The 13,396-nt window shown below is 63.9% G+C and carries 12 protein-coding genes and 1 pseudogene; 8 read left to right on the top strand and 5 right to left on the bottom strand.

Translation table 11 applies throughout. The annotated features are described in order from the left end of the window. The first annotated feature begins 17 nt into the window (after positions 1 to 17). The 7 genes from X757_RS139245 (at position 18) to X757_RS139270 (ending at position 7,831) form a co-directional block, all read left to right on the top strand. Positions 18 to 1,196, top strand: coding sequence for an efflux RND transporter periplasmic adaptor subunit (locus X757_RS139245; protein WP_023752868.1), 1,179 nt, complete (start codon positions 18 to 20; stop codon positions 1,194 to 1,196). Between the two features lie 67 nt (positions 1,197 to 1,263). After that, positions 1,264 to 4,434, top strand: coding sequence for an efflux RND transporter permease subunit (locus X757_RS139250; protein WP_023727616.1), 3,171 nt, complete (start codon positions 1,264 to 1,266; stop codon positions 4,432 to 4,434). 97 nt (positions 4,435 to 4,531) lie between these two features. Further along, complete coding sequence (locus X757_RS1000000167230) at positions 4,532 to 4,690, top strand: DUF3309 family protein (protein WP_023727615.1); 159 nt, start codon at positions 4,532 to 4,534, stop codon at positions 4,688 to 4,690. A gap of 352 nt (positions 4,691 to 5,042) precedes the next feature. Then, positions 5,043 to 5,459, top strand: coding sequence for a DOPA 4,5-dioxygenase family protein (locus tag X757_RS139255; RefSeq protein ID WP_023727614.1), 417 nt, complete (start codon positions 5,043 to 5,045; stop codon positions 5,457 to 5,459). A gap of 535 nt (positions 5,460 to 5,994) precedes the next feature. Then, positions 5,995 to 6,603, top strand: coding sequence for a hypothetical protein (locus tag X757_RS139260; protein WP_023727613.1), 609 nt, complete (start codon positions 5,995 to 5,997; stop codon positions 6,601 to 6,603). Next, on the top strand, positions 6,600 to 6,992 hold the full coding sequence (locus X757_RS139265) for a phage holin family protein (protein WP_023693628.1): 393 nt from the start codon (positions 6,600 to 6,602) through the stop codon (positions 6,990 to 6,992). Before X757_RS139260 ends, X757_RS139265 begins: the two co-directional genes overlap by 4 nt. After that, positions 6,989 to 7,831, top strand: a complete 843-nt coding sequence (locus tag X757_RS139270) for a DUF3618 domain-containing protein (RefSeq protein WP_023727612.1) — start codon at positions 6,989 to 6,991, stop codon at positions 7,829 to 7,831. The genes X757_RS139265 and X757_RS139270 overlap by 4 nt, the downstream gene beginning before the upstream one ends. 276 nt (positions 7,832 to 8,107) lie before the next feature. Here the strand turns inward: X757_RS139270 and X757_RS139275 are convergent, their stop codons facing one another. The 5 genes from X757_RS139275 to X757_RS139295 form a co-directional block, all read right to left on the bottom strand. Continuing rightward, entirely contained in the window at positions 8,108 to 8,353 is a 246-nt protein-coding gene (locus tag X757_RS139275) for a MoaD/ThiS family protein (protein ID WP_023727611.1), read from the bottom strand. Positions 8,354 to 8,377: 24 nt separating this feature from the next. Continuing rightward, the gene (locus tag X757_RS139280; protein WP_023727610.1) at positions 8,378 to 10,642 is read right to left on the bottom strand and encodes a xanthine dehydrogenase family protein molybdopterin-binding subunit; all 2,265 of its coding nucleotides are present in this window, start codon (positions 10,640 to 10,642) and stop codon (positions 8,378 to 8,380) included. Continuing rightward, complete coding sequence (locus tag X757_RS139285) at positions 10,639 to 11,121, bottom strand: (2Fe-2S)-binding protein (RefSeq protein ID WP_023684040.1); 483 nt, start codon at positions 11,119 to 11,121, stop codon at positions 10,639 to 10,641. Before X757_RS139285 ends, X757_RS139280 begins: the two co-directional genes overlap by 4 nt. Further along, the gene (locus tag X757_RS139290; RefSeq protein ID WP_023727609.1) at positions 11,121 to 11,981 is read right to left on the bottom strand and encodes a xanthine dehydrogenase family protein subunit M; all 861 of its coding nucleotides are present in this window, start codon (positions 11,979 to 11,981) and stop codon (positions 11,121 to 11,123) included. Before X757_RS139290 ends, X757_RS139285 begins: the two co-directional genes overlap by 1 nt. 178 nt (positions 11,982 to 12,159) lie before the next feature. Next, the gene (locus X757_RS139295) at positions 12,160 to 13,116 is read right to left on the bottom strand and encodes an SDR family oxidoreductase (RefSeq protein ID WP_023727608.1); all 957 of its coding nucleotides are present in this window, start codon (positions 13,114 to 13,116) and stop codon (positions 12,160 to 12,162) included. A gap of 94 nt (positions 13,117 to 13,210) precedes the next feature. Between X757_RS139295 and X757_RS1000000169810 the strand changes: the two are divergent. Beyond that, positions 13,211 to 13,342, top strand: a pseudogene (locus tag X757_RS1000000169810) (LysR family transcriptional regulator); the annotation flags it as partial. Positions 13,343 to 13,396 lie beyond the last annotated feature (54 nt).

Below are 13,396 nucleotides of genomic sequence, written 5' to 3'. Positions count from 1 at the left end.
GCAGTGGAAAAACAATGATGCCGAAGATCAGGTTTCACAAGCTTGCCGCTATTGTCGTGCTCATCGGCTTCGCCGCCTGGATGGGAACAGGCGCGTTCTCGTCGGTCGGCAGCGCCGCTGTCGAAGGTGCTGGCAAGGCAGGCGATCAGGCCAAGCCGGGCGATCAGGCCAAGGCGCCGGATGCAGCCAAGGCGGCCGAGGCCGAACCGAAGGCGCCGCTGCGGACCGTCGCTGTGGTGACGCCGCCGCGCAAGACCTATGCCCGCGCCATCCGCATTTCCGGGCTGACCGAGGCCGACAAGCGCGCCGTGCTGGCGACGCGCGTCGCCGGCGTCATCGAAAAGCTGCCGGTCAAGCAGGGCGATCACGTCAAGACCGGCGACCTGGTGCTGATGCTGGCGGCCGAAGAAAAGATCTCGATGGTCGACAGTGCCAAGCAGCTCGTCGCGCAGCGCCAGGCTGAACTCGACGCATCGCTGCGGCTCATGAAGACCGGCAATCTGCCCAAGCTGCAGCTCGACACGGCGCGTTCGAACCTGACCGCTGCGCAGTCGCAGCTGGAAACGGCGCAGGCCGAACTCGACCGCAATCAGGTCAAGGCGCCCTTCGACGGCGTCATCGACCGGGTGCCGGTGGAGCTCGGCAGTTCCATCATGCAGGGCGGCGAGGTGGCAACCATCCTCAAGCTCGATCCGGTGATTGCGCGCGGTGAAGTCAGCGAACGCGACCTCGGCTATCTCAAGCTCGGCGACAAGGCTGCTGTGCGGCTGGTCAGCGGCCAGACCGTCGAAGGCACCGTGCGCTACATCAGCCGCGACGCCTCGTCGGCCACCCGAACCTTCCGCGTCGAGATCGCCGTCCCCAATGCCGATGGCTCCGTGCCGGCGGGCATGACGGCCGAGATTTCGCTCAGCGCGCAGCCGACCGATGCCGTCATGTTGCCGCGCTCCGTGGTGACGCTGGGCGACAAGGGCGACCTCGGCATCCGTGCCGTCGACAAGGACAACAAGGTGGTGTTCTTCCCGATCGACCTGGTCGACGACTCGCCGAAGGGGCTCGTGCTTGGCGGCATTCCCGCCGATGCCCGCGTCATCGTCGCCGGCCAGGAATTGGTCAAGGAAGGCGACGTCGTCAAGCCGGTCGAGGCCGACCAGGCGACCATCCAGAAACTGTTGGGCGAAGCGACAACGCAGTAGCGCCGGAGCGGCCCCGGCCGGAGCCGTCCCCGCCGCAATGCGGCTCCTGAAATCTTGAGAACAGGCCATGGATATCGTCAAACTCGCGATCAACAATGCCCGGCTGACCATTGCGGTGCTGGTCTTCCTGCTGCTGGCGGGCTGGGTCGCCTATCAGTCGACACCGAAGGAAGCGGAACCCGACGTTCCTACCCCTTATGTTTATATAAATGTCGCCTATCAAGGCATTGCGCCCGAAGACGCTGAAAGACTTCTGCTTAGGCCGCTGGAGGCAAAGCTTAAGAGTCTTAAGGGGTTAAAGGAGATGAAATCATCCGCCTATCAGGGCGGCGCCTTTGTCTTTCTTGAGTTTCTGCCGTCTATAAAAGTCGACACCGCGGTGACAGATACACGCTCGAAGGTTCAGGACGCGAAGGCTGACCTGCCCCAAGCGGCAGAAGAACCGGTTGTTACCGAGGTCAACATTTCCGAGTTTCCCGTCCTGGTCGTCACGCTGTCCGGCGATGTGCCCGAGCGTGTGCTTACGGCGGCGGCGCGCGAACTGCGCGACCGCATCGAGGAAGTACCGGGCGTTCTTGAGGGCACCATACAAGGCGCGCGCGACGATCTTGTCGAAGTCGTCATCGACCCGATGAAGCTGTCCTCCTACGGCCTGCAGCTCGACCAGTTGATCGGCGCGGTCGGCGCTTCCAACAGCCTGGTCGCCGCCGGCAATATCGAGGGTTCGGAAGGCAAATACGCGGTCAAGGTGCCGTCGCTGATCGAAACACCAGAGGATGTGGCGTCGCTGCCGGTGGTTGCCGGACCCAATGCCGTCGTCCAGGCCAAGGACATCGCCACGATCCGGTCGACCTTTGCCGATGCCACGACCATCACCCGCCTCAACGGCAAGCCGGCCATCGCCATTGAAGTCAAGAAGCGCATCGGCGCCAATCTGATCGACACGCTGGCCAAGGTGCGGGAAGTGTCCGACGCCTACGTCAAGACCATGCCGGAAGGCATGAACATCACCTACACGCAGGACAAGTCCGTCTTCGTCAACCAGCTGCTGGGCGACCTGCAGAACCACGTGATGATCGCCGTCATCCTGGTGTTCATCGTCATCCTCTATGCACTGTCGGGACGCGCCTCGCTGCTGATCGGGCTTGCCATTCCGTCATCCTTCCTCATCGGCATCCTGCTGCTTGCGATGATGGGCTACACGATCAACATGATCGTGCTGTTCAGCCTTATCCTGGCGGTCGGCATGCTGGTCGACGACGCCATCATCGTCACCGAATTCGCCGAAAGGCGCATGGGCGAAGGCATGCCGAAGGCGGAAGCCTTCACGCTGGCCGCCAAGCGCATGGCCGGTCCGGTCATCGCCGCGACGATGACGCGCATCGCGGCGTTTTCGCCGCTGCTGTTCTGGCCCGGCATCATCGGCGACTTCATGAAATACATGCCGATCACGCTGATCGTCACGCTGTCGGCCTCGATGCTTTATGCGCTGGTGTTCGCGCCGACGCTGGGCGCGCTCTTCGCCAAGGCGCCGGAGCATCACGAGGAACACAATCGCGACGGCTGGTACATGGCGCTGGTCAAACAGGCGGTGCGCTTCCCCATCACCGTGCTGGTGCTCACCGCCGTGCTGCTCACCGGCGTCGGCTTCGCCTATTCGAAATATGGCGCCGGCGTCGAGTTCTTCCCCAGCGTCGAGCCCGATTACGGCCTGCTCTATGTGCATGCCCGCGGCAATCTCTCGCTGGCCGAAATGGATACGGCAACCAGGATCGCCGAAAACCGGCTGCTCGGCTGGCCCGGCGTGAAATCGGTTTACACCCGCGTCGGCAAGACGCAGGGCGGCGGCCAGGATGTGCCGGAGGACGTCGTCGGCGTCATCCAGTATGAGTTCATCGACTGGCGCGAGCGCAAATCGGCCAACCACATCCTGGACGAGCTGCGCACTGTCATGGCCGGCATTCCCGGCGTCGATGTCGAAGTGCGCGTGCCGGAGGCCGGTCCTCCCACGGGCAAGGCGGTCCAGCTCCGGCTTTCGGCCATCGATCCCAAAGGGCTCGACGACCAGGCCCGCGCCGTTGCGGCGCGCATCGCCAAGGTGCCCGGTGTCATCGACGTTTCCGACGGCCTGCCGCCGCCCGGCGTCGACTGGGCGCTCGAGGTCGACCGCGCCAAGGCGGCGCAGTACGGCATCAGCCCGACCGCCGTCGGCACGGTGGTGCAACTGGTGACCAATGGCCTGAAGCTGTCCGAGTACCGGCCGGCCGGCGCCGACGATGCCGTCGATATCCGCCTGCGCCTGCCCGAAGACCGGCGCACGCTGTCGACGCTCGACGAGCTCCGGGTGCAGACCGCGCAAGGCTCGGTGCCGATCTCGAACTTTGTCGTGCGCAAGCCGGAGCCGACGGTCGGCATCCTCAACCGCATCGACGGCGCCCGCACCGTGGTCGTCCAGGCCAACGTCGCCGCCGGTAACCAGGTTGCGGCGGTGCAGGCGGAAGTGACGAAGGCGGTCACCGACATGAAGCTCGACAGCGGCATACGCTGGAAGCTGGCCGGCTCCAACGAGGACAGCGCCGAAGCCAGCGCCTTCCTCGGCAAGGCCTTCGGCGCGGCGATCTTCCTGATCTTCCTGGTGCTGCTGATGCAGTTCAACAAGTTCACCAGCGTGCTTCTGGTGCTGTCCTGCGTGGTCATGGCGACGATCGGTGTGTTCCTGGGGCTGCTGCTGACAGGCGAAGCGTTCGGCATCGTCATGTCGGGCATCGGCGTCATCGCGCTGGCCGGTGTGGTGGTGAACAACAACATCGTTCTCATCGACACCTATGACCGGTTGCGCGAAGAGGGCTGGGACAAGATGGAGGCGGTGCTGCAGACCTGCCGCGAGCGTGCCCGCCCGGTCGTGCTGACGGCTGTCTCGGCCATCCTCGGCGTGCTGCCGATCGCCTTCGGCCTCGGGTTGGAAATCTTCCATCACGAGACGACGATCAACGCGCCGTCGACGCAATGGTGGATTTCGCTGTCCTCGGCGATCGTCTTCGGCCTGTCCTTTGCCACCTTGCTGACGCTGGTGGTGACGCCATCCATGCTGATGATCTTCACGCGCAGCAAGAACAGCCGCTTCTATGCGTTCTTCCGCCGGCTGTTCGGCCGCGACAAGAAACGGGATGCGTCCACGGGGCCGAAGCCGGGTCCGCTCGATGAACCGGCAATCGCCTTCCCGAAAGCCGCGGAATAGCTGCATTCGACCAGTTCAGACAAAAGGCCGTCCGGAACAACCGGGCGGCCTTTTGCATTGTGCCCTCGTATCCGACCAGCAAAGCGAGGGACTCTTAATGACCGTCAGCACCATCCTCATCATCGTTCTAGTCCTGATCCTGATCGGCGCCGTACCGGCCTGGCCGCATTCGCGCTCCTGGGGTTATGGGCCGTCCGGAATAGCCGGCGCTGTGCTGGTGGTGCTGCTGATCCTGGTGCTGATGGGCAGGATTTGATCGGGGCAAGAGACCTCTGCGATCAGCGTTTCCTCGCCCGATGAAGTGCTGGCAATAGGCATACGGCGGCGCCCGCCCCCACTCCGGCCGCTGGGCGGCCACCCTCTCCCCCATGTCCATGGGGAGAGGAAATGCCAAGTCTTTCAATGCCGCAGCCTCGGCGATTAGCATTTCCTCTCCCCCAAGGAATGTGGGGGTAGAGGTGGCTCGGCGAAGCCGAGACGGAGTGGGGGAACTCCCTATGCGATTGGCCCGAAATCGAGATGACGAGCACACGCTGGGTCCCCCCTTGGCCACCCCGCTCCGTTGCGTATACGCTGCCGTCACGACAATCACCGAGGGAGCCATCAAGATGAACACCGCCAGCCCACCAAGGCCTCTCGCCGAGATCGCCAGCTATCACGCCCACATCTACTATGACGGGCAAGCCGAGCGGCAGCACGCCGAATGGCTGCGCCTGCGCATCGGCGAACGCTTCCGCGTGCGCCTGGGCGCCTGGCACGACAAACAAGTCGGCCCGCACGAGCAGGCCATGTACCAGGTCTCCTTCGCCACCGAGATCTTCGCCACGCTGGTCCCATGGCTGATGCTGAACCATGGCGGCCTGAGCGTCCTCATCCACCCCAACACCACCAACCCCAAGCGCGACCATCTGGTCGATCCGATCTGGATCGGGCGGCCGCTGGGGGTTCATGGCGAGGTGCTGGGTGAAGAGGATGAAGCGGAACAGGCGCTGGAGGTGAATACGGAGCCGACGCTGGGGGCTTAGGGAGGGCGTTCTGCAAAGTAGAGACTTGGCCCTTGGAGACGCGTTCACCAATAGCCCAGTTCAGGCATGCATGACCGGCCGCTTTACGCCTCAAGCCGTATCCTATGCCTTCATCATTGCTTCGTCGAAGATGCCGAACCAGCGTGGGGCCGTTGGAGCGATGGACCGTCGATGGATGGCAAGGGAGAGTTCTCCCTGGTCGCCGGTACGCCGAGGCGGGGCCGCCGAATAGGCAAAAGGTTGCAATACAGGACGCAGCCGGCACTCGGTTCCCGCGGAGTCGGGCGCACCGGTTCGTACGGGAGCAACTGGCGCTCCGCACGAGGGACAGGGCAACTCACTGGTGACTGGGTGCGTGCCTGACGAAGCTCTTCGTTTCGGCTGAGATAAATGCTCGCACTTAGGGAACATCGCAGGTTCCTCGAAGTTGGAAAGCTACGGAGGACGTGCACATGAACAGTGTAATCTATCTTATCGGCCTTATCGTCGTCGTGCTCGCGGTCCTCTCCTTCCTCGGTTTTCACTAGGTGGCCTCATGCAGCATGAGAACGATCAGGGCGGACAGCCCACCGATTTCGGCAAGGCGAAAAGCGACGTCTCCGAAAGACTTCGCCAGGAAAATGAGCGTGCCAGCGAGTTGCTTCACGACGCGCGGGACGAGGTGACCCGCAAGGCTGGCGACTATGCATCTGAAGCCACGCAGGTCATCTCCGACAAGGCGGAGGAGGCGCAGCGCGACATCGGATCGAGCTTGGCGGCGTTGGGTGGTGCACTGCGAGCGGCCAGCGATCATCTTGCCAGCAACGATGAAAGGAACGCATCGAAATTCGCTTTGGATGCTGCCAGTGGCCTTGAGCGGCTTTCATCGTCCTTGAAACAGAAGCCCTTTAGCCAAGTCCTTGATGACGTGCAGTCCTTCGGCCGGCAAAATCCCGGTGTCCTGCTTGCGGGATCGGTGTTGGCCGGATTGGCTCTCGGGCGGTTCATCAAGGCTTCTCCGCCGGCAAGGCCCGATTCTGAGGCCGCTCCGGGAGGCCTCAAATCACACACCGATCAGCCACAGGGTTGGTCCGCTGATCGTCCACAAGATTTTGGCGTGGTCGGCGATGATGGGGCCACGCAGATGGCGGAGCAGGACAGATGAATAACCAGGACAATCCCAGCCTTGCCGGGCTAGTCACCGATTTGGCCCAGAATGTCACCACTCTGGTGCAAACCGAGGCGAGGCTGTTTCGGGCCGAGCTCTCTGAAAAGCTTACCAAAGCCGGAGCAGGTGCCGCGGAAGTGCTGGGCGGCGCGATTTGCCTGCTCGCCGCGCTCTTGGTGTTGCTGCAGGCGCTCATTATCGCACTGACGCGGGCAGGGCTTGGCGCGGGGTGGTCTTCCCTGCTGGTCGGTGTGGTCGTGGCGGTCCTCGGCGTCATCCTGCTGCGGACGGGGACGGCCAGCATGGCGCCTTCGGAACTTACCCCCGACCGGACCCAGGGACAGCTCAAGCGCGACGCGAGCGCGATTAAGGAGCAGGTGAGATGAACGAGAAATCCGCAGCCGAACTTGAACGCGAGGCCGAGGCGGCTCGCGCCCGGGTGATGGAGACCGCCGAATCCATTCGAGGCAAGATGACGCCGGGACAATTGCTGGATGAGTTCACCGGGCTGTTCTCGGGAGGGGAGAGCGCGGCCATGCTCAGCAATCTCAGAACGCAGGTCCGAGACAATCCTTTGCCGGTCACCATGGTGGGCGCAGGTCTGGCCTGGCTGATGTTCGGCAGCGGTGCCTCAAACACCGCCCACCGTTCGGCTGGCTATCCATTGCCTTCAGCGCCGGGACGACATGATGCAGCAGGGGAGCGCGGCGGTTTGGGCGGCACGCTCTCCGACGCCGCGGAATCGCTCTCCTCGAGCGCTACCAGCGTCGGCGACACCATATCGAGCACCGCAAGAGCCGCTGCGGCGGGTCTGACGGGAAGCGCTGCCAATGCAAGCTCGACGACGGGGGACATGGCGGCGAAAGCCAGCCGCTCCGCGCAAGATCTGTTGGAGGACCAACCCTTGGCCGTAGCGGCCGTCGGTCTCGCCATCGGCGCCGCTATAGGTGCAATGCTGCCCCATACCGCAACGGAGGACGAGCAACTAGGCGCCTATGGCGACAAGCTTCGCGATTCCGCCGAAACTTTGCTCAATAGGGGCCTCGATGAGGCCAAGCAGGTCGCCGCCGAAGCCTATGAGACCATCAAGCAGGAAGCTGGCCGGCAAGATATGGAAGCAGACACGATAGCCGATCAGCTCGGCGAGATCGTGAAGTCCACAGCAGACAAGACCGAGCATGCCGTGCGCGAACGAATTTCCGATACGTCTCAGCGCCAAACCTAGCTTGATGATCCTGGATCAACGATAGCCGGCCTCTCCAGAAAGGGGCTGGTGTTGTCCGTCAAACGGTGACCCGCTCGAGTCACTTCAGAGCCGTGTGCGGACTGATGTCCCTTGCCGATAGTAATCCAGCGGATCAGGTTCTCTGGATTGTTGGCCAACCCGCCGCCGATAAGACGCGGTCAGCAAAACTGGCATCTAGGCGAGGACCGACATTGCACTTGAAGTTCGCAGACCGAGGATGCCGGTCCGCTCTGGGACGTAGGGCGACACCCCACTTCACCCCCCAGCCAGCCGCGGCAGCAGAAAAATCTCCGCCCCCGGCGGCAGTTCCTTCGACCACGTATCGCGATAAATCGTCCCGTCGATCGCCACCGCGATGCCCTTCTCGATCCAGGGCTCGATGCCGGGATACTGTTCAGCCAGTTTCCTGAACAGCTCCCTGATGTCCTTGGCCTCGACCTCGACCTTGCTCTGGCCGCCGGCGAGCTGGCTCAGCGCGCCCCAGAGCGTCACTTCGACCATTAGGGCAAGAACCTCATTTTTGCCCTAGCCCCCCCGTTCCGCCTCGATCGCGGCGAGGACCCTTGGCGGCGACATCGGGATGTGGGTCATGCGTACGCCGGCGGCGTTGGAGACCGCGTTGGCGATCGCCGCCAGCGGCGGCACGATCGAGGTTTCGCCGACGCCGCGCACGCCATAGGGGTGGTTGGGGTTGGGGATCTCGAGGATCTGCGTGTCGATCATCGGCAGGTCCGAGCAGACCGGGATGCGATAGTCGAGGAAGCCGGCATTCTGGAGGCGCCCGTCCTTGCCGTAGATATACTCCTCGTTGAGCGCCCAGCCGATGCCTTGCGCGGCGCCGCCCTGGTACTGGCCCTCGACATAGGTGGGGTGCACCGCCTTGCCGGCATCCTGGATCACCGTGTAGCGGATCACCCTGGTCGAGCCGGTATCGGGGTCGACCTCGATGTCGCATATATGGGTGGCGAAGGAGACGCCGGCGCCGTCGGCGACGAGCTCGCTGTGGCCGGCGATCGGCCCGCCGGTCTTGCCGGAAGCGGCGGCGATCTCCTTCAGCGACAGGGCTGCAAGATTGCCGTATTTTTCGCCCTTGGCGATGGCGTGGCCGTTTTCCCAGACCACGTCGTCGACGGGGATGTCCCACGTCTGGGCGGCGCGCTCACGCAGGATCTTGATCGCGTTGCGGGCGGCCGAGATGGTCGCCATCGAGGACGAGAAGGTGCCCCGGCTGCCGTCGGTCATGTCGTTGTAGCCGAGCGAGGACGTGTCGGCGACCACCGCCTTGAGCTGGGCATAGTCGATGCCGAGCTCCTCCGCCGCCACCAGCGACAGCGAAGCGCGCGAACCGCCTACGTCCACCGTGCCGACAGCCAGCGACACCGAGCCGTCCATGCCGATGTTCAGGTCCACGCAGGTCTGGCCACCGAAATTGAACCAGAAGCCGCAAGCCATGCCGCGGCCCTGGTTCTTGCCCAGCGGGGCCTTCATGTGCGGATGGTGCTTGGCCGCCTCCAGCGTCGGGCCGATGCCGATCGGGCCGTAGACCGGGCCATAGGAGGACCTGGTGCCTTCCTGCGCGGCGTTCTTGATGCGGAACTCGACCGGATCCATGCCGAGTTCCTTGGCCAGCTCGTCGACGGCACTTTCCACCGCGAACGCCGCCATCGGTGCGGAGGGTGCGCGATAGGCCGCGGTCTTCGGCCGGTTGACCAGCACTTCGAAGCCGACCGTCTTGACGTTATCGAGCTTGTAGCAGGCGAACGCCGTCATGGCGCCGATCTCGGCCCAGGTGCCGGCATAGGGGCCGCTGGTGTAGCGCAGCGTCGCTTCGGCGGCAGTGATGGTGCCATCCTTGCGGGCGCCGATCTTGACGTCGATCGAGGTCGCGCTGGTCGGACCCGAGGCGCGGAACACCTCGTCGCGGGTCATCACCAGCTTCACCGGCCGGCCTGCCTTGCGCGACAAAGCGAGCGCCACCGGCTCGGCCCAGACATGGGTCTTGCCGCCGAAGCCGCCGCCGATTTCAGACGAGGTGACGCGCAGCTTCGAGGCTTCCAGCCCGAGCAATTGCGCACAATGCTGGCGGTAGACGAAATGGCCCTGCGTGCAGACCCAGAGGTCGGCGGTGCCGTCGGACGAGACGCTCGCCACGCAGGCATGCGGCTCGATATAGCCCTGGTGCGTCTGCTCGGTCTTGAAGGAGCGCTCGACGATGACATCGGCGTGGCCAAAGCCCTGATGGACATCGCCATGGCCAAACTGGCTGCGCTTGGTGACGTTGGACGGCTTTACCGGCTTTTCGTCGAGGCCTTCGGTGAAGATGGTATCGTTGATGAGAGGGGCGTTGTGCTTCATCGCCTCGTCGACATCGGTGACATGCGGCAACAGCTCGTACTCGACCTCGATCAGCTTCAGCGCCTGCCTTGCCGTGCGGGCATCGACGGCGGCGACCGCGGCCACGGCGTGGCCGTCATAGAGCGCCTTGCCGCGCGCCATGCAATTGTCGAGGACGTCGTACATGGCGGCATCGCCATCGGTGAGATCGGGCAGGTCGGCGGCGGTGATCACCGCTTTCACGCCGGCCAGCTTTTCCGCTTTCGAAGTGTCGATCTTGAGGATCCTGGCATGCGCATGCGGGCTGCGCAGGATGCGCCCGACCAGCTGTCCCGCCATGTTGAAGTCGGCGCCGTAACGGGCGCGGCCCGTCACCTTGTCGACGCCGTCGGGACGGATGGGCCGCGTGCCGACGGAGGAGAATTTGCGGCCCGAAAAGCGTGGATCGAAGTTCATGCGTGCGCTCCCTTCATCACATTGGCCGCATCCTGGACCGCGCGCACGATCTTGTCGTAGCCGGTGCAGCGGCAGAGGTTGCCGGCGAGGCCGAAGCGGATTTCTTCCTCGGTAGGATCGGGGTTCTTGGCCAGAAGATCCTTGGCCGCGATGAGGAAGCCCGGCGTGCAGATGCCGCATTGCAGGGCCGCATGCTCGAGGAATTTCTGCTGCAGCGGATGCAATTGATCGCCATGCGCCATGCCCTCGACGGTCTCGATATGCCGGCCTTCGGCTTCAGCGCCGAGCACCAGGCACGAGCAGACGAGCCGGTTGTCGAGGATGATCGAGCAGGCGCCGCAGTCACCGGTGCCGCAGCCTTCCTTGGCGCCGGTCAGCCCGAGCCGATCGCGCAGGACGTCGAGCAACGTCTCGTCGGGCTGGCAAAGGTATTCGACGTGATCGCCGTTGATTGTCGTTGAAACTGCTACACCGGCCATCATTTGCCTCCTGCGCGTGCGTAGGCGGTCGTCGCGGCCCGTCCGGCCAGCACGCCCGCAACTTTTCGTCTGAACTCGATGGTGCCGCGCTTGTCGTCGATGGGGCGGCAGGCCCCAGCGCAGATCTTGGCGAGCCGCTCAAGTGCCGCCTCATCCAGCTTCCTGCCGATGAGAGCCTCGGCTGCTTCTTCCACCAGAAGCACGGTCGGGGCCGCGGCGCCCAGCGCGACGCGGGCGGCTGTTATGACGCCATGCTCGTCGAGCGTCAGGTTCACGCCGGCGCTGACCACCGCGATGTCCATCTCGGTGCGCGGAATGAATCTGAGGTAGGCGTCGCCCGAACGCGGCGCGCGCTTGTCGAGCAGGATCGCCTCGACGATCTCACCCTTGGTGAGCGAGGTCTTGCCAGGCCCGATCGGCACAGCCTCGACCGGAATGGTGCGCTTGCCCGAGGGACCGGCAACCACGGCCTTTGCGGCGGCGGCCACCAAGGCCGGGACGCTGTCGGCGGCCGGCGATGCGTTGCACAGATTGCCAACGATGGTGCAGCGGCCCTGGACCTGTTTCGAGCCGATCAGCTTCGACGCTTCGACGACACCGGGCCAGGCCTTCTTCAGAACCGAGCTCTCGCCCAGGACGGCGCAGGGGACCGTGGCGCCGATGCTGAAGCCGTCGGCCGTCTCCCTGATCTCGCTCAAGCCCCCGATCGCCTTGATGTCGACGATCAGGTCGGGATCGACAAACCCGCCCTTCATCCGAACGAGGAGGTCACTGCCTCCAGCGAGAATGGCTGATGTGCCGGAAGCGTCGGCCAGCAGGCCAACGGCGTCTTCGATTGAAAGCGGACGTATGTAACGCATCGTCTCCCCTTGGTGATGGTGATCTCGCCGACCGTTATAAACAGTCTCCTCATAATGACCATCCGGTTGCTGATTTCCAGCGATTGGGCCAGCACCGCGAGAGAGATTTTTGTCTAAAGTCTTTGTTTTGATGCATGTCGTTGTCCCAGAACCGCGCACACTTCTGGGCGACATGCATTTAAGCGGCGTGTTTTGCATTGTCGAGGCTGATGCCGATGTCCTTCAATGCCTCGGCCACGGCCTCGTCCAGCGGGGTGTGCGGGACTTCGCCGATGATGCCTTCCAGCCGGTCGGACACGAGCCGGTGCGGTTCGAAGCGCAGATAGGACATCGAGACGATCTCGCGCCACATCGCCACGAACGGGCTGCCGGCGCGCAGCACCCACCAGGGCATGAAGGTCAGTTTCAGCGGACGGCCCAGCGCCTTCTCGGCCGCGGCCTTGATGTCCATGTCGGTGACGGCGTGGCCGGGGAAGTTGAGCGCCTCAAAGAAGCCGAGCTTGCCCTGATTACGCGCCAGGCCGACGAAGCCGATGGCGAAGTCCGGCAAATAGGCCCATTCGTGCACGAGGTTGGCAGGGCCAGGCGCGGTGTAGACGCCCTTGCTCATCTTGGCGGCGACGACGAGGTCGAACCATGATCCGCTGCCGGTGCCGCCGAAGAAATCGCCGGCGCGCAGGATGATGGTGCGGACGCGGCTGGCATCGGCCTCGCGGCGAAACAGCGCTTCCATGGCGCAGCGGATGCGGCCCTTCTCGGTGGTCGGACGGAATGGCGTGTCTTCGGTGACCACCTCAGGCATCGGCGAGCCGTAATTGTAGACAGTGCCGGGGAAAAAATGCAGCGCGCCATTGGCATGGCAGGCGGCCATGACGTTCTCCGCCATCGGCAGACACTTGCCCCAGTCGGTGTAGATCGGGTTGAGGCCGTTGAAGATGATGTCGACCCCTTGCGTGGCGCGGATCAGCGCCTCGCGGTCGAGCGCATCGCCGGCGACGGCGGTGGCGCCCTTGAGTTCGGCCGGGACCTTGCCGCTGCGGGTGACGGCGCGGACATCGAAACCGGCGTCGATGAAGGCCTTGCCAACCACGCGGCCGAGCCGGCCATTGGCGCCCAGAATTGCGATCTTGGTCATTTTCTTCTCCGTGTCTGTGTTTGCACGGCGAATATGATGCGTTCATACGCGAATGAAAATTGACTATGGATGCAGATTTGTTATTCATAAATGAATGGAAGACATCGACTGGAACCTGATCAAGAGTTTCGTCACCGTGGCGGAGACCGGCAGCCTGTCGGCCGCGGCGCGCAAACTGTCGGCCAGCCAACCGACGCTCGGGCGTCACATCGGTGAGCTCGAACAGGCGTTGGGCGTCACCTTGTTCCGGCGCGGGCGGCGCGGCTATGCGCTGACGGAA

The sequence above is a fragment of the Mesorhizobium sp. LSHC412B00 genome (genome assembly GCF_000503035.1).
Taxonomy (GTDB): domain Bacteria; phylum Pseudomonadota; class Alphaproteobacteria; order Rhizobiales; family Rhizobiaceae; genus Mesorhizobium.
The sequence above is the reverse complement of the archived record's forward strand: the minus strand, read 5'-3'. Positions and strand labels throughout refer to the sequence as shown.